Annotated in this window: 15 protein-coding genes; 7 read left to right on the plus strand and 8 right to left on the minus strand. The window is 62.7% G+C overall.

Annotated features, from left to right (window positions below; all coding sequences use genetic code 11):
* Together V3H56_RS07940 and V3H56_RS07945 are read left to right on the plus strand one after the other, a co-directional pair.
* A complete protein-coding gene (locus tag V3H56_RS07940) occupies positions 1–408 on the plus strand; it encodes a hypothetical protein (RefSeq protein ID WP_042730425.1) in 408 nt (135 codons plus the stop codon).
* A 429-nt stretch (positions 409–837) separates the two neighbouring features.
* On the plus strand, positions 838–2,931 hold the full coding sequence (locus V3H56_RS07945; RefSeq protein WP_042730426.1) for an LTA synthase family protein: 2,094 nt from the start codon (positions 838–840) through the stop codon (positions 2,929–2,931).
* A 58-nt stretch (positions 2,932–2,989) separates the two neighbouring features.
* Here V3H56_RS07945 and V3H56_RS07950 read toward each other — a convergent pair whose 3' ends face one another.
* Positions 2,990–3,142: a DUF3309 family protein gene (locus V3H56_RS07950; RefSeq protein ID WP_003183939.1), complete on the minus strand. Its 153-nt coding sequence runs from the start codon at positions 3,140–3,142 to the stop codon at positions 2,990–2,992.
* A gap of 275 nt (positions 3,143–3,417) precedes the next feature.
* Between V3H56_RS07950 and V3H56_RS07955 the strand changes: the two genes are divergently transcribed.
* From V3H56_RS07955 to csrA, 3 genes are all read left to right on the plus strand, one after another.
* Entirely contained in the window at positions 3,418–4,233 is an 816-nt protein-coding gene (locus tag V3H56_RS07955; protein WP_042730427.1) for an SDR family oxidoreductase, read from the plus strand.
* 57 nt (positions 4,234–4,290) lie between these two features.
* Positions 4,291–4,623 (plus strand): YnfA family protein, encoded by a 333-nt coding sequence (locus tag V3H56_RS07960; protein WP_042730434.1) that lies wholly within the window; start codon positions 4,291–4,293, stop codon positions 4,621–4,623.
* A gap of 149 nt (positions 4,624–4,772) precedes the next feature.
* Complete coding sequence (gene csrA, locus V3H56_RS07965; protein ID WP_042730428.1) at positions 4,773–4,973, plus strand: carbon storage regulator CsrA; 201 nt, start codon at positions 4,773–4,775, stop codon at positions 4,971–4,973.
* Here csrA and V3H56_RS07970 read toward each other — a convergent pair.
* From V3H56_RS07970 to mnmC, 6 genes are all read right to left on the minus strand, one after another.
* On the minus strand, positions 4,962–5,189 hold the full coding sequence (locus V3H56_RS07970; RefSeq protein WP_024778700.1) for a YheU family protein: 228 nt from the start codon (positions 5,187–5,189) through the stop codon (positions 4,962–4,964). The two genes, csrA and V3H56_RS07970, sit on opposite strands and share 12 nt — an antisense overlap.
* Before the next feature lie 189 nt (positions 5,190–5,378).
* On the minus strand, positions 5,379–6,566 hold the full coding sequence (locus V3H56_RS07975; protein WP_212803863.1) for an osmoprotectant NAGGN system M42 family peptidase: 1,188 nt from the start codon (positions 6,564–6,566) through the stop codon (positions 5,379–5,381).
* 178 nt (positions 6,567–6,744) lie between these two features.
* Positions 6,745–8,490 (minus strand): N-acetylglutaminylglutamine synthetase, encoded by a 1,746-nt coding sequence (gene ngg / locus V3H56_RS07980; protein WP_047737608.1) that lies wholly within the window; start codon positions 8,488–8,490, stop codon positions 6,745–6,747.
* Between the two features lie 3 nt (positions 8,491–8,493).
* Positions 8,494–10,266 carry an N-acetylglutaminylglutamine amidotransferase gene (locus V3H56_RS07985; protein WP_338474428.1) on the minus strand — a complete coding sequence of 591 codons (1,773 nt, stop codon included), beginning with the start codon at positions 10,264–10,266 and terminating at the stop codon, positions 8,494–8,496.
* A 278-nt stretch (positions 10,267–10,544) separates the two neighbouring features.
* Positions 10,545–11,414, minus strand: coding sequence for a D-glucuronyl C5-epimerase family protein (locus V3H56_RS07990; RefSeq protein WP_047737604.1), 870 nt, complete (start codon positions 11,412–11,414; stop codon positions 10,545–10,547).
* 286 nt (positions 11,415–11,700) lie between these two features.
* Positions 11,701–13,683 (minus strand): bifunctional tRNA (5-methylaminomethyl-2-thiouridine)(34)-methyltransferase MnmD/FAD-dependent 5-carboxymethylaminomethyl-2-thiouridine(34) oxidoreductase MnmC, encoded by a 1,983-nt coding sequence (mnmC, locus tag V3H56_RS07995; protein ID WP_338474429.1) that lies wholly within the window; start codon positions 13,681–13,683, stop codon positions 11,701–11,703.
* A gap of 167 nt (positions 13,684–13,850) precedes the next feature.
* Between mnmC and pap the strand changes: the two genes are divergently transcribed.
* Positions 13,851–15,371 carry a polyphosphate:AMP phosphotransferase gene (gene pap / locus V3H56_RS08000; protein ID WP_338474430.1) on the plus strand — a complete coding sequence of 507 codons (1,521 nt, stop codon included), beginning with the start codon at positions 13,851–13,853 and terminating at the stop codon, positions 15,369–15,371.
* Positions 15,372–15,474: 103 nt separating this feature from the next.
* On the plus strand, positions 15,475–16,659 hold the full coding sequence (locus tag V3H56_RS08005; protein WP_042732829.1) for a thiolase family protein: 1,185 nt from the start codon (positions 15,475–15,477) through the stop codon (positions 16,657–16,659).
* A gap of 250 nt (positions 16,660–16,909) precedes the next feature.
* Here V3H56_RS08005 and V3H56_RS08010 read toward each other — a convergent pair whose 3' ends face one another.
* The gene (locus V3H56_RS08010; protein WP_047737600.1) at positions 16,910–17,107 is read right to left on the minus strand and encodes a DUF6316 family protein; all 198 of its coding nucleotides are present in this window, start codon (positions 17,105–17,107) and stop codon (positions 16,910–16,912) included.
* Positions 17,108–17,145: the final 38 nt, after the last annotated feature.

Here is a 17,145-nt window from a genome sequence, read left to right on the forward strand (position 1 = left end):
ATGACCGCCATCGCTCGCATCACCTTGCTCACGCTCGTCCTGGGCCTGAGCGCTTGTGCGGTCCAGCGTCCGCCGGAGCCTTCGACGCCACTGCCGCCGATTCCGCCGTCGACCCCGACCACCAAGCCTGGCCCGTCCACGCCGCCGGGCAAACCGGCCACCCCGAGCAAACCGGCCAAGCCTGTGCCACGCACCTCCGCCAGCTTCGCCCCGCCGCCGGGCGGCAACAGCCATTGGGATGCCAAGCTGGGGGTGTATGTGCTGGATAACCAGACCAACACCTTCTATCGCCAACGCACCTACTACCGCTGGAACAACGGCTGGAGCCGCTCCGTCAGCCCGAACGGCCCGTGGGAAGACACCACCATCGAAGGCGTGCCGGCGGGGTTGGGGCGGCAGTTTCACTAATCGCTAAGAATCCCTCTGGGGAGAGCTTTCTGAGGCAAAGGTGCATTCTGTGGCGAGGGAGCTTGCTCCCGCTGGGCGGCGAAGCAGCCCAATCCAGTCACCGCGCTTGATCAGGCATGTCTCATTTGGTCGGTTTTGCGACTGCCGCGCAGCTTCGCGCGAGCAAGTTCCTTCGCCACAATGAGTCCGTCTCGCCTATGCGTAGCACCGGGGATTTTGTGTTTCTGAATATTCATTGAACAAAATTTTCACAAAACCTTGCGGACAATCCCCCGCGCTTTTATCGCGGCCGGTTATTTAATGGCAATGCCATGGCCGTTCGTGCAAACATTTGCGCACTCGCGCAAGCCCCGGGGCCAGGCATTGGCCAACAGAGGGCGCGCCGTTGTTCCTTTTTGTCACTCAAACTCCAATAGGTCCTAAAACGACATGGCAATCCCGGACGCCCTGAGTCAGCAGCGCACTACGCATCGCCTGCTGCAACCGACCGTCAAATCGCACCTGGCCTACACCCTGCTTTGCGCCCTGGTGATGATGGTCATGTTCAGCCTGCTGCGCGTTGCGCTGCTGGTCTACAACCGCGAGATGATCCTCGACACCCCGGCCTCTACCTTTGTCGAAGCGTTCGTCAACGGCTTGCGATTCGACCTGCGCCTGGTGGTCTACCTCTGCATTCCATTGCTGCTGGCGTTGTTCAGCGCCAGGGCCATGGCGGCACGTGGGTTCTTTCGTTTCTGGCTGACGGTCACCTCCAGCATCGCCTTGTTCCTGGGCCTGATGGAGATGGACTTCTACCGTGAATTCCACCAGCGCCTCAACGGCCTGGTCTTCCAGTATGTAAAGGAAGACCCGAAGACCGTGATGAGCATGCTCTGGTACGGCTTCCCGGTGGTGCGCTACCTGCTGGCCTGGGTCGGCGGCACGATCATCCTGAGCCTGGCGTTCAAGGGCGCCGACCGGGCGACCCGTCCGCGCGGCCCGTTCAGCGGTGGCAGCATCGGCACGCGCCAGATCGCCCCGTGGTACGGACGTGTAGCGGTGTTCATGGTCTGCCTGCTGGTGGCCGTGGTCGCCGCCCGTGGCACTCTGCGCCAGGGCCCGCCGCTGCGTTGGGGCGACGTGTACACCACCGACTCGAACTTCGCCAACCAGCTGGGCCTCAACGGCACGCTGTCGCTGGTGGCGGCGGCCAAGAGCCGGATGTCCGAAGACCGTGACAACATCTGGAAAGCCACCCTCGAACAACCGCTGGCCCAGCAGACCGTGCGCGACATGCTGGTCATGCCCGACGACAAGCTGGTGGACACCGAGACCGCCGCCGTGCGCCGCGACTACACGCCGCCGGCCGACAAGACGCTGCCCATCAAGAATGTGGTGGTGATCCTCATGGAAAGCATGGCCGGTCACTCGGTGGGCGCCCTGGGCGCATCGGGCAACATCACGCCTTACCTGGACAAGCTGTCCAAGGAAGGCCTGCTGTTCGACCGCTTCTTCTCCAACGGCACCCACACCCACCAGGGCATGTTCGCCACCATGGCGTGCTTCCCGAACCTGCCCGGTTTCGAATACCTGATGCAGACGCCGGAAGGCAGCCACAAGCTGTCGGGCCTGCCGCAGTTGCTCAGTGCCCGTGACTACGACGACGTGTACGTTTACAACGGCGACTTTGCCTGGGACAACCAGTCGGGGTTCTTCAGCAGCCAGGGCATGACCAACTTCATCGGGCGTAACGACTTCGTCAACCCGGTGTTCTCCGATCCGACCTGGGGCGTGTCCGACCAGGACATGTTCGACCGTGGCCTGATCGAGCTCAAGGCGCGGGAAAACGGCAAGCCGTTCTACGCCTTGCTGCAGACCCTGTCGAACCACACGCCGTATGCGCTGCCGACACCGTTGCCAGTGGAGCGGGTGACCGACCGTGGCAGCCTGAACGAACACCTGACCGCCATGCGCTACGCCGACTGGGCCCTGGGCCAGTTCTTCGAGAAGGCCCGCAAGGAACCGTACTTCAAGGAAACCCTGTTTGTGGTGGTGGGCGACCATGGCTTCGGCAACGAACGCCAGATCACCGAAATGGACCTGGGCCGCTTCAACGTGCCGTTGCTGCTGATCGGCCCGGGCGTCCAGGAGAAGTTCGGCCAGCGCAGCCACACCGTGGGTACCCAGGTCGATATCGTGCCGACCATCATGGGCCGGATCGGCGGTCAGGTGCGCAACCAGTGCTGGGGACGTGACCTTTTGAACCTGCCGCAGGGCGATACCGGTTTTGGCGTGATCAAGCCATCGGGCAGCGAACAGACCACGGCGATCATCAAGGACGACCAGATCCTGGTGCTGCCGAAGGAAAAGGAAATGCCGCCAAAGATGTATCGCTACGAACTGGGTGCCAACCCCCGTGCGGAGATCGTCCCGGATGCACCGGACACCGCAGCGATGAAACTCAAGCTCGAGTCGTTCCTGCAGACGGCCACCAAGAGCTTGTTGGATAACACCGCCGGTGTTATCGACGGCAAGCCGGACTGATTATCGGCGAGCATAAAAAAGAGGCCCGTGAGGGCCTCTTTTTTTTGTTCTTAGTGGTTCATATCTTGCCCAGTAGTAGCAGGACCAACAGCACCACCAACACCACACCGATAATACCGGACGGGCCGTAACCCCAGCTTCTGGAGTGCGGGAAGACCGGCAGACCACCGATCAGCAGGAGGATCAGGATAATGATAAGAATTGTGCCCATTGTAGATTTCCTTATTGGTCAGTTCTGGGTTGATGCAACTTTTGACTGCCAGCGCGCATGCATTAAATCCGGGCGGCTTAATAGGTCCGACCGTAACGTCCTGTAAAAAATTCAATGTTTTTTAGTACCCGCTACAAAGTGTGCAAGCCGCCACGGGTCCCTTCACATCCCGCCATGGTTTGCCCTCGCCATTCAGCAATCTGATGGAGCGTGGGGACGGCCGGGTCCTTCGCTACACTCGGCCTATCTCTCCCGGAACAACAAGGCTGTCTGCTATGCAAAATCGCATGATGATCACTGGGGCCGGCTCCGGCCTGGGCCGCGAAATCGCGTTGCGCTGGGCCCGCGAAGGCTGGCGCCTGGCCTTGTCGGATGTCAGTGAGCCCGGCCTGGTGGAAACCCTGAGGTTGGTGCGCGAGGCAGGCGGCGACGGTTTCATCCAACGTTGCGATGTGCGCGACTACAGCCAATTGACGGCCTTCGCCCAGGCCTGCGAAGAGAAGTTCGGCGGCATCGACATCATCGTCAATAACGCGGGCGTGGCCTCGGGCGGGTTCTTCAGCGAACTGTCCCTGGAAGACTGGGACTGGCAGATCGCAATCAACCTGATGGGCGTGGTCAAGGGCTGCAAGGCGTTCTTGCCGTTGTTGGAGCAGAGCCGCGGCAAAATCATCAACATCGCCTCCATGGCCGCGCTGATGCAAGGACCGGCCATGAGCAACTACAACGTGGCCAAGGCCGGCGTGGTGGCCTTGTCGGAAAGCCTGCTGGTTGAGCTGGCCCAGCAGGAAATCGGCGTGCACGTGGTGTGCCCGTCGTTCTTCCAGACCAACCTGCTCGACTCCTTCCGTGGGCCGACACCGGCCATGAAGGCCCAGGTTGGCAAACTGCTGGAGAGCTCGCCCATCAGCGCCGCCGACATCGCCGATTACATCTACCAGCACGTCGCCCAGGGCCAGTTCATGATCCTGCCCCACGAGCAGGGGCGGGCGGCGTGGGCGCTCAAGCAGCAGGCCCCGCAGAAGCTCTACGACGAAATGACCGTCATGGCCGACAAGATGCGCGCCAAGGCTCGACAGAACCCGAGTTGACCTGGCGCCCCGGTGTCCTCAGGATGGCGCGATTCGGCCTTCCTGATGGACATTTGCATGCTCAATTACCTGTGGTTCTTTCTTGCCGCGCTGTTTGAAATCGCCGGTTGCTACGCGTTCTGGATGTGGCTGCGCCAGGGCAAGAGCGCCTGGTGGATCGCCCCGGCGCTGATCAGCCTGACCCTCTTTGCCCTGTTGCTGACCCGCATCGAAGCCACTTATGCCGGTCGCGCCTACGCCGCCTACGGCGGTATCTACATCATCGCCTCGATTGGCTGGCTGGCCGTGGTGGAGCGGGTGCGGCCGCTGGGTTCGGACTGGATCGGCGTGGCGCTGTGCGTGCTGGGGGCGAGCGTGATCCTGTTCGGGCCACGCTTCTCGGCGACCTGAAATAAACGCCGCTATACAGGTTTTGCAGGACGTTTCCGTCAGCCCGAAGTGCTTTGCTTGTAGGGCCTTACTGATTTGTCGTGGGAGCCTTGAGAAGCTGAATCAGGCCGGGCATGGTCGAGGTCCAGACATTCTTAAGGACAAGAACCATGCTCGTACTAAGCCGCGCTGTGGGCGAACTGATTTCCATCGGTGACGACATTTCCGTTCGCGTGCTGTCGGTCACCGGCGGCACCGTGCGTTTTGGCGTCGAAGCGCCCCGACACATCGATGTCCATCGCTCCGAAATCTACGAAAAGATCCAGAAGAAAAAAGCCCACGCCCAGCGCAAGGCCTGTTCAGTCGAATAGGTGCTTGGGCACGTCGTGCTTGAGCATCAGTTGGCATTGTTCGCTCTCGGGATCGAACACGATCATCGCCTGGCCCTTGGTCAGCGCTTGCCGCACGCGCAGTACGCGGGTTTCGAGGGGCGTGTCGTCGCCATTGTCGGTGCCGTCGCGGGTCACGAAATCCTCGATCAGGCGGGTGAGTGTGTCGACTTCGAGTTGGTCGTGGGGAATCAGCATGGGGTACCTCGGCTAGACAATGAGGCGATGCTACGGCCAACGGGCGTTTGCGGCTAGCCTTGGGGGGCTTGCCGGGGGGCGCTGACGGCTTCGCGAGCAAGCTCGCTATCACATTGGCATGCAACCTTTGTGGGAGCGAGCTTGCTTGCGAAATCGGTTTTGCTGACGCCGCCCCGCAAGGCGGGCGACTCAGTTGTCCGACCGTTGCCCCAGCAGGCTATCCACCGAAGGCACCCGGGTATCGCTTTCCATCTGCGCATCGTGTTCGATCTGGTGACTGAAGCGGTCCAGCGAGCCTTGGGCCGGTTGCGCGTCGCTGGCAAACACGGGTGGGCTGAGGATGTAGGCGCCGAGCAGGCGGCTGAGGGCGGCCAGGCTGTCGATGTGGGTGCGTTCGTAGCCATGGGTGGCGTCGCAGCCGAAGGCCAGCAGGGCGGTGCGAATGTCGTGGCCGGCGGTGATGGCCGAGTGGGCGTCGCTGAAATAATAGCGGAACAGGTCCCGGCGGGCCGGCAGCTCGTTCTCCTTGGCCAGTTTCAGCAGGTGCCGCGACAGGTGGTAGTCGTAGGGGCCACCGGAGTCCTGCATGGCCACGCTCACCGCATGTTCGCTCGACTGCTGGCCGGGCGCGACCGGCGCGATATCGATGCCGACGAATTCGCTGACGTCCCAGGGCAGCGCGGCGGCTGCACCGCTGCCGGTTTCCTCGGTGATGGTGAACAGCGGGTGGCAGTCGATCAGCAGTTCTTCACCGCTGTCGACAATGGCCTTGAGTGCCGCCAGCAGCGCGGCGACGCCGGCCTTGTCATCCAGGTGGCGGGCGCTGATGTGACCGCTTTCGGTGAACTCCGGCAACGGGTCGAAGGCCACGTAGTCGCCAACGCTCACGCCCAGGGTTTCGCAATCGGCGCGGGTGGTGCAGTAGGCGTCCAGGCGCAGTTCGATGTGGTCCCAGCTGATGGGCATTTCATCCACGGCGGTGTTGAACGCATGCCCGGATGCCATCAAGGGCAGCACGCTGCCGCGAATCACGCCGGTGTCGGTAAACAGGCTGACCCGGCTGCCCTCGGCAAACCGGCTCGACCAGCAGCCCACCGGGGCCAAGGTCAGGCGTCCATTGTCCTTGATGGCCCGTACCGAGGCGCCGATGGTGTCCAGGTGCGCGGACACCGCGCGGTCGGGGCTGTTCTTGCGGCCCTTGAGGGTGGCGCGGATGGTGCCGCGACGGGTCATTTCAAAGGGGATACCCAACTCTTCGAGCCGTTCGGCAACGTAGCGCACGATGGTGTCGGTGAAGCCGGTCGGGCTGGGAATGGCGAGCATTTCCAGCAAGACTTTTTGCAGGTATTCGAGATTCGGTTCGGGAATTTTGCTGATCATGGAAACTCCTCTCGGACGATAAGGTTAGGCAGAAGAGCCTTGTGGCGAGGGAGCTTGCTCTCGTTCGAACGCAAAGCGGTCGCAGCTCCAGCCCTGAATAATCCGGACATTCGCATCGAAGGGGGGCGCTCCGCGACCCAGCGGGAGCAAGCCCCCTCGCCACTGTGAACGGTGCTCAGGCCACCGCCTGGCTATGGGGAAACAGCAGGTCCACAAAGCGTTCGGCAGTGGGTTGCGGTTCGTGGTTGGCCAGGCCGGCGCGTTCGTTGGCTTCGATGAACACATAGTCGGGCTGGTCGGCCGCCGGCACCAGCAGGTCAAGGCCGACCATGGGAATGTCCAACGCTCGGGCGGCGCGTACCGCCGCATCGGCCAGGGTCGGATGGAGGATGCCGGTGACGTCTTCCAGTACCCCGCCGGTATGAAGGTTGGCCGTGCGCCGCACGAACAGGTGCTCTCCGGCCGGCAGGACGCTGTCGTAGTCGAACCCCGCCGCCTTGAGCGTGCGCTCGGTCTCGGCATCCATCGGGATCTTGCTTTCGCCACCCGTGGCGGCCTGGCGTCGGCGACTCTGGGCTTCGATCAGGGCGCCGATGGTGTGACGGCCGTCGCCGATCACTTCCGCCGGCCTCCGGATGGCGGCCGCCACCACTTCGAAACCGATCACCAGGATCCGCAGGTCCAACCCCTCGTGGAAGCTTTCCAGCAGCACCCGGCTGTCGAACTGCCGGGCCGTTTCGATGGCGGCTTGTACTTCTTCAATGGTGCGCAGGTCCACTGCCACGCCCTGGCCTTGTTCACCGTCCAGCGGCTTGACCACGACCCGTTCGTGCTCGTCGAGAAACGCCAGGTTGTCGTCGGCATTGCCCGCCAGTTGTTGCGCCGGCAGGTTCAGGCCGGCGTTCTTCAGCACCTTGTGGGTCAGGCTCTTGTCCTGGCACAGGGTCATGCTGATGGCGCTGGTCAGGTCACTCAGGGATTCGCGGCAACGCACCCGGCGGCTGCCGTGGACCAGGGTGAACAACCCTGCCTCGGCGTCGTCCACCTGGACCTCGATGCCGCGACGGTGGGCTTCCTCGACAATGATCCGCGCATAAGGGTTGAACTGAGCCTCGGGACCCGGGCCAAGGAACAGTGGCAGGTTGATGCCGTTCTTGCGTTTGATGGCAAAGGTCGAGAGGTTGCGGAAACCGAGCTTGGCGTAGAGGTTTTTCGCCAGGCGATTGTCGTGCAGCACCGACAGGTCGAGGTAGCTCAGGCCCCGGCTCATGAAATGCTCGATGAGATGGCGCACCAGCACTTCACCAACCCCTGGCCGTGAGCATTGCGGGTCCACGGCGAGGCACCAGAGGCTGCTGCCGTTTTCCGGGTCGTTGAAGGCTTTCTGGTGATTCAGGCCCATGACGCTGCCGATCACCGCGCCGGTATCGTCGTCTTCGGCCAGCCAGTAGACCGGGCCGCCTTCGTGACGCGGGGTCAAGCGTTGCGGGTCGATGGGCAACATGCCGCGGGCCTGGTAAAGCTGGTTGATGGCTTGCCAGTCGGCGTCCCCTTGGGCCCGGCGGATGCGAAACCCACGGAACACCCGCGTGGCCTGGCGATAATCGCTGAACCACAGGCGCAAGGTGTCGGACGGGTCGAGGAACAGATGCGCCGGTTCCAGCCCCAGGACTTGCTGGGGCGCGGCGACGTACAGGGCAATGTCGCGTTCGCCCGGTTGCTCATTGAGCAGTTCCTGGGCCAGGCAAGCCGGGTCGGGGAACGTGTGGCCGATCAGCAGCCGACCCCAGCCGCAGTGGACGGCGATCGGGTCGGCGCCCATTGCGCTGCCATCTTCGGCCAGGCGCGCCTGCAGACGTTCGTACGAAGGCGCCTGGCCCCGCAAGAGGCGTTGGTTGTGAACGGTAGGGTGGGGTTTCATCAATCAGATTCCTTGCTCGCTGAGCCACAGGTTCAGCGCCGCCAGTTGCCACAGGCGCGAACCGCGCAGCGGGGTCAATTGGCCGTTGGGGTCGGTGAGCAGGCGGTCGAGCATGGCCGGGTTGAACAGGCCGCGATCCTGGCTCGGATCCAGCAGCAGTTCGCGCACCCAGGCCAGCGTGTCGCCTTCCAGGTGCTTGAGCCCAGGCACGGGGAAATAGCCCTTCTTGCGGTCGATGACCTCGCTGGGGATCACGCGCCGGGCGGCTTCCTTGAGCACCTGCTTGCCGCCGTCGGGCAGCTTGAACTTCGCCGGCACCCGGGCCGAAAGCTCCACCAACCGGTAGTCGAGGAACGGCGTGCGCGCTTCCAGGCCCCAGGCCATGGTCATGTTGTCGACGCGCTTGACCGGGTCGTCCACCAGCATCACTGTGCTGTCCAGGCGCAGCGCCTTGTCGACCGCGGCGTCGGCGCCGGGTTGGGCGAAATGTTCCTTGACGAAGTCACCGGCGGCGTCATTGGCCGTCAGCCACTTAGGCTGCACGGTGTCGGCGTATTCCTCGTAGCTACGGTCGAAGAATGCGGCACGGTAGGCTGCGTAAGGGTCGCTGGCGCCGTCCACTTGCGGGTACCAGTGATAACCGGCGAACAGTTCATCGGCACCCTGGCCGCTTTGCACCACCTTGCAATGCTTGGCCACTTCTCGCGACAGCAGGTAAAAGGCGATGCAGTCGTGGCTGACCATCGGTTCGCTCATGGCGCGGAAGGCCGCCGGCAGTTGTTCGATGATCTCTTTTTCGTCGATGCGCAGCTGATGGTGGCGGGTGCCATAGTGCTTGGCGATCAGGTCCGAATACTGGAATTCGTCGCCGCGCTCGCCGCCGGCATCCTGGAAACCGATGGAAAAGGTGGACAAGTCTTCCACGCCGACTTCGCGCAGCAACCCCACCAACAGGCTCGAATCGACGCCGCCGGACAACAGCACGCCCACATCGACGGCCGCGCGTTGGCGGATGGCGACGGCTTCGCGGGTGCTGTCGAGCACGCGGTCGATCCAGTCTTCCAGGTTCAGGTTCTGCTCATCGGCGTGGGGGCCGTAGGGCAGGGTCCACCAGGTTTTCTGCTCGGTGGTGCCGTCGGCTTCGACCCGCATCCAGGTGGCCGGCGGCAGTTTTTCGACGCCGGCCAGCAGGGTGCGAGGCGCGGGGACCACCGCATGGAAATTCAGGTAATGGTTCAAGGCCACCGGGTCGAGCATCGGGCTGATGTCACCGCCCTTGAGCAGGGCCGGCAAGGCCGAGGCAAAGCGCAAGCGCTGGCCGGTACGCGACAGATACAGCGGCTTGACGCCGAGGCGGTCGCGGGCGATGAACAGCCGCTTGGCGTCCCGTTCCCAGATGGCGAAGGCAAACATGCCGTTGAGCTTGGGCAACAGGGCCTCGCCCCAGGCGTGATAGCCCTTGAGCAGCACTTCGGTGTCGCCGCCGGAATGGAAGGCGTAGCCCAGCGCTTCAAGCTCGGCGCGCAGTTCCGGGAAGTTGTAGATGGCGCCGTTGAAGGCCAGGGACAGGCCCAACTGATTGTCGATCATCGGCTGCGCCGAGCCGTCCGACAGGTCCATGATTTTCAGGCGACGGTGGCCCAGGGCAATCGGCCCCTGGCTATGGAAACCCCATGCGTCAGGGCCACGCGGGGCCAGGTGATGGGTGATTCGCTCTACGGCCGCAAGGTCCGCAGGTTGTTGATCGAAACGTAACTCTCCAGCTAATCCGCACATAAGTCCTTACCGGTTTTTCCGTTGGGGAGGGGTCAAGCAACGTCCGCCGAAAGGGCGGGTACTCTGAAACTGACCGGTGGGATTGCTGTGAGTTTTAGATCGATGCGTTATAAGCCGACGGACGGGACGGCTCCGACGGGCTCTCGCATGACGCCGATGCAGAAGCTGGCGGGGCTAATGGTACTGCCCCTGCACTGATGGTCGCCGACGCAGGTGCGACCGGCAGTGCAGGAATGGCGGATGGGCCTGCTATGGGGTAACCGCCAACGACAGGACCATCACTTCGACCATTCATTGAAGAGCTTCTGATACCGAACAGCAATGGGGCATATTTCGTCGCGGAGTTTGCAGGAAGCAACAGCGAAGTTTACTGCACGCTGCTGACCATAATCCTTCATGTGTTTGAAACCATCAGCGTATGAGAAGTATCCGTCCTGAATGAACTTTGGCAACTCGTCGCGCATGGTATCCAATCCTTGGGATATTGGCCTGTCGTACCGATTTGTTTTACTCATGCTCTTCCATTCATACATGGCGGCTACCACGAAGAAGTGACCGTTGATCACGCTCACATGGCCATCAGGGAGGTCATCAGAGATGTATTCAGCAAACCATATGTTTCCTTCAGGGGTCTTGTATGAATACTTCTTGACGATGGTGTCCAGGTATTCATTAATCAACCCATCGTTCGATGTGTCCCCTGTCGAGTTCCTGATGTGCATCAGGCCTACAGCGATAGCCGCGTTCCCGAAAGCCGAGTACCAAGGCGCCGACATCGGGTACTTGTCGAAGACGTATGGGAACCGGTAGATGACTCGGTAGTTACCATCGCTATCAACAATCGAGTTTGCCTTCATCTCATCCATCAGAGCCCTGACCGTCGCCTCAAGGCGAGGCTTGTCATTGGCGATGCTCTGAAGCGCCGCTGCATTCGATGCCCAGAAATAAGGCGACCATTTGGCAGGGTTCTGCGATTTTTCGTACTGGGAGTCAGAACTTGCCCACGTAGGGTTGTTGTGAGCTTGCAAGGAAATGGGCTTGAGCATCTCGCCTGGCGACAAAGTGTTGAAGTTATCCTGCTTGCTGCATGCAGCGCTTGTGATAATCGCAGCCAGTGCGATAAGCCTTATTATTTTATTCATGCCCATGCCCTAACTCCATTCAGTGGCGCGAACTCTACTGTTCGTGCAGGATTTTACACAATGCATCATGGCCAGCTACGGGGCTGGCGGCTGTCCAAATGCGAGGTTCGGCCCTGAACCATGGCAGGCTTTAGATGAGGTTAGAGATGCATATTGGATAGCTCCGACTGAATCTGCATTGACGGCAGAATAGAGCTTATTCTGGGGTGCTTATCACGGCCAGTGCCGTTTTCACGAATTCATCGTTCCGTTCGAGAGTCGCCAACGGCTTCCATAGGGATTCTTATGTGGTTCAGGCCTTGCCCCGAATCAACGCTCGCAACGCGAACCGGTTCGGGTGGCAGGCCTCGGCCACGCTTCGGGGCAGCGGCATGGGTTCGTCGTCGAGCCAGGCGGCGATCAGTTCGCCCGACAGGGGCGCGGTGATCAGGCCGCGCGAGCCGTGGCCGCTGTTGACGTAGAGGCCGCCGAGCCAGGGGCAGGAGATGTCCGGCACTTGCCGGGCGTCTTTGCCCAGGGCGTGATAAGCCTCGTGGAAGGCCTGGCTGTCAGCTAGGGGCCCTACGATCGGCAGGTAGTCCGGGCTGGTGCAGCGGAACGCCGCGCGGCCTTCGAGCCGTTGCGGGTCCAGGGTGGCGGCGCCGAGGCGTTCGAGCAGGTCCTCGGAAATTTCTTCGAGCATCTGCAGGTTGCCGGCGTGTTCGGCAGCGGTGGGGGTCAGGTCGTCGCTGTTGAAGTCGAAGCTGGCGCCCAGGGTGTGCTCGCCCAGACGTGGCGGCGCCACGTAGCCTTCGGCGCAGACCACGGTCGCCAGGTCCTGGCTGCGCGCGGTTTGCGGCAGCCGGGTGATTTGCCCGCGAATGCGCTTGAGGGGCAATCCGGCGGCCGGTTCGAAACGCTTGATTTCGGCGGCACTGGCGAGGATCACCACCGGCGCGCTGGCCAGGCAGCGTTGACCGTCCCACGCTTGCCACTGGCCATCGACGCGACGCAATTGCAGCACGTCATGGTGCGCTTGCACCTCGATCGCGGTGCCCGAGGCCTGCCAGCGGCACAGCGCCGGCGGATGCACCCAGCCGCCTTCGGGATAGAACAGACCACCGCAGGCCAGTCCGATACCTGACAGCCTTTGTGCCTCGGGCTGCGCCAGGGGGTGCAGCAAGTCAGCGGGGAACGCCTCGGCCAGTTGCGCCTGGCGCTCGGCTTCCTTGTGATTGAAGGCCAGTTGCAGGACGCCGCAGCCGTCCCAGTCGACGCCCCGTTGCAGGTGCTCCAACAGACGGCGGGTGTAGCCGAAGCCGCTGAGGATCATCTGCGACAGCGCGGTGCCGTGGGCCGACAGCTTGAGGTACAGCACGCCCTGCGGATTGCCCGACGCCTCTTCGGCCAACCCGGCGTGTCGTTCCAGCAGCGTCACCTGCCAGCCCCGCGCGGCGAGGCTGGCGGCGCTGGCGCAACCGGCCAGGCCGCCACCGATCACCAATGCCCGACGCTCGTCGCCGAGGGCCGCGGGGCGGGCGTACCAGGGTTTTGCCGCGGACGGCGCCGGTGTCTGTTCCGGCCAGCCCAGGAACACGCCGCGCAGGATCTCCCATTTATGGCCGATGCCGGGCGTGCGTTTCATCTTGAAACCTGCCGCGTTCAGCAACCGCCGAACCCAACCGGTGCTGGTGAAGGTGCTGAGGGTCGATCCCGGGGCCGCCAGCCGCGCCAGTTCGGCGAACAGCTCGGCCGTCCACATCTCGGGGTTCCTGGCGGGTGCAAACCCGTCGAGGAACCACGCGTCGATGCGGGCATCCAGTTGCGGAAGTTGTTCCAACGCATCGCCGATCAACAAGGTTAGCGTCACGCGACCATTCGCCAGCACCAGGCGTTGGAAACCCTGGTGGATGGCCACGTAGTGGTCCAGTAACTGCTGCGCCTGGGCTTGAAGCTGCGGCCAGAGGGCCAGGGCGCGACGCAGGTCCTCTGGGCTCAAGGGGTACTTCTCGACGCTGACGAAATGCAGCCGCGCCCCGGCCGGTGCGCACTGCTCGAACAACTGCCAGGCGCAGAGGAAGTTCAGGCCGGTGCCGAACCCGGTTTCGCCGATCACCAGGCGCCCGTCCTCGGGCAGCGCGGCGAAGCGCTCGGCCAGCTGGTTCTGTTCAAGGAACACGTAGCGGGTTTCATCCAGCCCCGACTGATCGGAAAAATACACGTCGTCGAACACCCGCGAACGCGGGCGACCCTGTTCATCCCAGTCGAGTTGGGCGTGTTGCTGGATGGGCGTCATGGCAGGCTCGGTGAAAACGGGGAGGCCATTCTAGCTGATCCACAAAGCCGAACGCGCAGCGTGCGCACAGGCATTGTCATGCCAGGCGTAGGGAATGATCCTGCCTGGTGCTACACCGCAGGGCATCCAATCCGCTAGTCTTGGCGGATCCTTGGAAGGAGTTGCCCATGTTTGAATCCGCTGAAATCGGTCACGTCATCGACAAAGACACCTTCGACGCCGAGGTCCCGGCCCTGCGTGAAGCGCTGCTCGAAGCGCAATTCGAGTTGCAGCAGCAGGGCCGCTTCCCGGTCATCGTGCTGATCAACGGCATCGAAGGCGCGGGCAAGGGTGAGACGGTGAAGTTGCTCAACGAGTGGATGGACCCGCGGCTGATCGAAGTGCGCACCTTCGACCAGCAGACCGACGAGGAACTGGCGCATCCTCCGGCCTGGCGCTACTGGCGGATGCTGCCGGCCAAGGGGCGCATGGGGATCTTCTTTGGCAACTGGTACAGCCAGATGTTGCAGGGGCGGGTCCATGGCGAGTTCAAGGATCCGCGGCTCGACCAGGCGATCAACGCCGCCGAGCGCCTGGAAAAAATGCTTTGCGACGAAGGCGCGTTGATCTTCAAATTCTGGTTTCACCTGTCCAAGAAACAGATGAAAGCCCGGCTCAAGGGGCTTAAGGATGACCCGCTGCACAGTTGGCGCATCAGCCCGCTGGACTGGCAGCAATCGCAGACCTACGACAAGTTCGTCAAATACGGCGAGCGGGTCTTGCGTCGTACCAGTCGCGACTACGCGCCTTGGCACGTGATCGAGGGCGTGGACAGCTGTTATCGCAGCCTGACGGTGGGGCGGATTCTGCTCGAAGGCTTGCGCCAGGCGTTGGACCGGCCGAAGGTCAAGCCGGAAAAAGTCGCCGTGGCGCCGCTGCCGGCACTGGACGACCAGGTCACGCTGATCGACAGCCTGGACATGACCCTGCGCCTGGAAAAGGACGACTACGAAGAACAGCTGATTACCGAGCAGGCGCGTTTCGCCGGCCTGCTGCGGGACAAACGCATGCGCCGGCATGCGCTGGTGGCGGTGTTCGAAGGCAACGATGCGGCGGGCAAGGGCGGCGCGATCCGTCGGGTCGCGGCGGCCCTCGATCCGCGCCAATACAGCATCGTGCCGATCGCCGCGCCCACCGAGGAGGAGCGCGCCCATCCCTATATGTGGCGGTTCTGGCGGCATCTGCCGGCACGGGGCAAGTTCACCGTGTTCGACCGTTCCTGGTATGGCCGGGTGCTGGTGGAACGGGTCGAGGGCTTTTGCAGCCGGGCCGATTGGTTGAGGGCCTACGGCGAGATCAACGATTTCGAGGAACAGATCGCCGACGCCGGCGTGGTGGTGGTCAAGTTCTGGCTGGCCATCGACAAGGAAACCCAGCTTGAACGCTTCCAGGCGCGTGAGGAGATCCCGTTCAAGCGCTTCAAGATCACCGAGGACGATTGGCGCAACCGCGACAAGTGGGACGCCTACCGGTCCGCGGTGTGTGACATGGTGGACCGCACCAGCACCGAGATTTCCCCCTGGACACTGGTGGAGGCCAACGACAAGCGTTGGGCCCGGGTCAAGGTGTTACGCACTCTGAACCAGGCGCTGGAGGACGCATTCGAGCGCGCCGACAAGCAGGCGCGCAAACGCAAATCCAGGAAATAGGCCGATGGCGGCGCATACGCGAGGTGAATGATTGTCGCGATCGGTTATGCAGTGGATCTATGCTCGATCCACTCTCAACCGACTACAACAATGGAGTACCGCCATGCGTGAAGTGGTGATCGTCGATAGCGTACGAACCGGCCTGGCCAAGTCTTTTCGCGGCAAGTTCAACATGACCCGCCCGGACGACATGGCGGCGCATTGCGTCAACGCGTTGTTGGCGCGCAATGACCTCGACCCGGCCAGCGTCGAGGACTGCATCGTCGGTGCCGGCTCCAATGAAGGCGCCCAGGGCTACAACATCGGCCGCAACGTCGCGGTGCTCTCGCAACTGGGCACCGGCACCGCCGGCATGACCCTCAACCGCTTCTGCTCCTCCGGCCTGCAAGCCATCGCCATCGCTGCCAACCAGATCGCGTCCGGTTGCAGCGACATCATCGTGGCCGGCGGCGTGGAGTCCATCAGCCTGACGATGAAGAGCGTCAACACCGATAACCTGATCAACCCGCTCCTCAAGGAGCAGGTGCCGGGGATTTATTTCCCCATGGGCCAGACGGCCGAAGTCGTCGCGCGCCGTTACCAGGTCAGCCGCGAGGCGCAGGACCGCTACGCCTTGCAGAGCCAGCAACGCACCGCCAAGGCCCAGGCCGCCGGGCTGTTCGCCGACGAAATCATTGCGATGTCGGTCAAGTACCGGGTCGAAGACAAGCACACCGGCGCGGTGCAGATCCTCGATGGCGTGGTCGACCATGACGACTGCAACCGCCCCGACACCACCTACGAAAGCCTGGCCGGGCTGAAACCGGTGTTTGCCGAGGACGGTTCGGTCACGGCGGGCAACTCGTCGCAACTGTCCGACGGCGCCTCGATGACCCTGGTGATGAGCCTGGAGAAAGCCCTGGCGCTGGGGCTCAAGCCCAAGGCGTTTTTCCGTGGCTTTACCGTGGCCGGTTGCGAGCCCGACGAAATGGGCATCGGTCCGGTGTTCTCGGTGCCCAAGCTGCTCAAGGCCAAGGGCTTGCAGGTGGCCGATATCGACCTGTGGGAACTCAACGAAGCCTTCGCCTCCCAGTGCCTGTACAGCCGCGACCGGTTGGAGATCGACAACGAGAAGTACAACGTCAACGGCGGCTCGATTTCCATCGGCCACCCGTTCGGCATGACCGGCTCGCGGCAGGTGGGGCATCTGGTGCGCGAACTGCAGCGGCGCAATCTGCGCTACGGCGTCGTGACCATGTGCGTGGGCGGCGGGATGGGGGCGACGGGGTTGTTCGAGGCGGTTGGATAACCCCTGCTAACAGAGGTTTTGTGGCGAGGGAGCTTGCTCTCGCTCGGCTGCGTAGCGGTCGTCAATCCTTCGCTACGGTACGGGGGCAAGAGGGGGGCCGCTTCGCGGCCCAGCGGGAGCAAGCTCCCTCGCCACAGCAAGCTCCCTCGCCACGGCAAGCTCCCTCTCTACAGCAGGCCCCTCGCCACAGCACGTTCTCTCGTCTCAACAAGCTGCCTGTCACAGGTGGGTGGAGCTTTTCAGGCAGTGCTCAGCCCACGACTTGCGGCAGTTGCAGCATGCGCTCGATGTACGCCGCCACCTCGCGTTCCGCTGTTTCACGATCGGGGAACGGCCCCTCATGCGTACCTTCCCGGGTGTTGAAATAAAATTGGCCGTTCACCCGGCAAATTCGGTCACTGGGAAAGACCATCGCGGGGACGACGTCTTCGGCACGTTTGCCAAGCATGAGCGGCTCCAAAGGAAGGCGAAAGCTGATGGAGTGAA

Origin of the sequence: Pseudomonas sp. MS646, assembly GCF_036693845.1 — a bacterium.
Taxonomy (GTDB): Bacteria; Pseudomonadota; Gammaproteobacteria; order Pseudomonadales; family Pseudomonadaceae; genus Aquipseudomonas; species Aquipseudomonas chlororaphis_E.

Bases quoted from the DNA above. Each gene is read 5' to 3' on its own strand.
- csrA (WP_042730428.1), top strand. From the start codon at position 4,773: ATGCTCGTACTAAGCCGCGCTGTGGGCGAACTGATTTCCATCGGTGAC.
- V3H56_RS08005 (WP_042732829.1), top strand. From the start codon at position 15,475: ATGCGTGAAGTGGTGATCGTCGATAGCGTACGAACCGGCCTGGCCAAG.
- mnmC (WP_338474429.1), bottom strand. From the start codon at position 13,683: ATGACGCCCATCCAGCAACACGCCCAACTCGACTGGGATGAACAGGGT.
- pap (WP_338474430.1), top strand. From the start codon at position 13,851: ATGTTTGAATCCGCTGAAATCGGTCACGTCATCGACAAAGACACCTTC.
- V3H56_RS07950 (WP_003183939.1), bottom strand. From the start codon at position 3,142: ATGGGCACAATTCTTATCATTATCCTGATCCTCCTGCTGATCGGTGGT.
- V3H56_RS07985 (WP_338474428.1), bottom strand. From the start codon at position 10,266: ATGTGCGGATTAGCTGGAGAGTTACGTTTCGATCAACAACCTGCGGAC.
- V3H56_RS07940 (WP_042730425.1), top strand. From the start codon at position 1: ATGACCGCCATCGCTCGCATCACCTTGCTCACGCTCGTCCTGGGCCTG.
- V3H56_RS07960 (WP_042730434.1), top strand. From the start codon at position 4,291: ATGCTCAATTACCTGTGGTTCTTTCTTGCCGCGCTGTTTGAAATCGCC.
- ngg (WP_047737608.1), bottom strand. From the start codon at position 8,490: ATGAAACCCCACCCTACCGTTCACAACCAACGCCTCTTGCGGGGCCAG.
- V3H56_RS07945 (WP_042730426.1), top strand. From the start codon at position 838: ATGGCAATCCCGGACGCCCTGAGTCAGCAGCGCACTACGCATCGCCTG.
- V3H56_RS07970 (WP_024778700.1), bottom strand. From the start codon at position 5,189: ATGCTGATTCCCCACGACCAACTCGAAGTCGACACACTCACCCGCCTG.
- V3H56_RS07955 (WP_042730427.1), top strand. From the start codon at position 3,418: ATGCAAAATCGCATGATGATCACTGGGGCCGGCTCCGGCCTGGGCCGC.
- V3H56_RS08010 (WP_047737600.1), bottom strand. From the start codon at position 17,107: ATGCTTGGCAAACGTGCCGAAGACGTCGTCCCCGCGATGGTCTTTCCC.
- V3H56_RS07990 (WP_047737604.1), bottom strand. From the start codon at position 11,414: ATGGGCATGAATAAAATAATAAGGCTTATCGCACTGGCTGCGATTATC.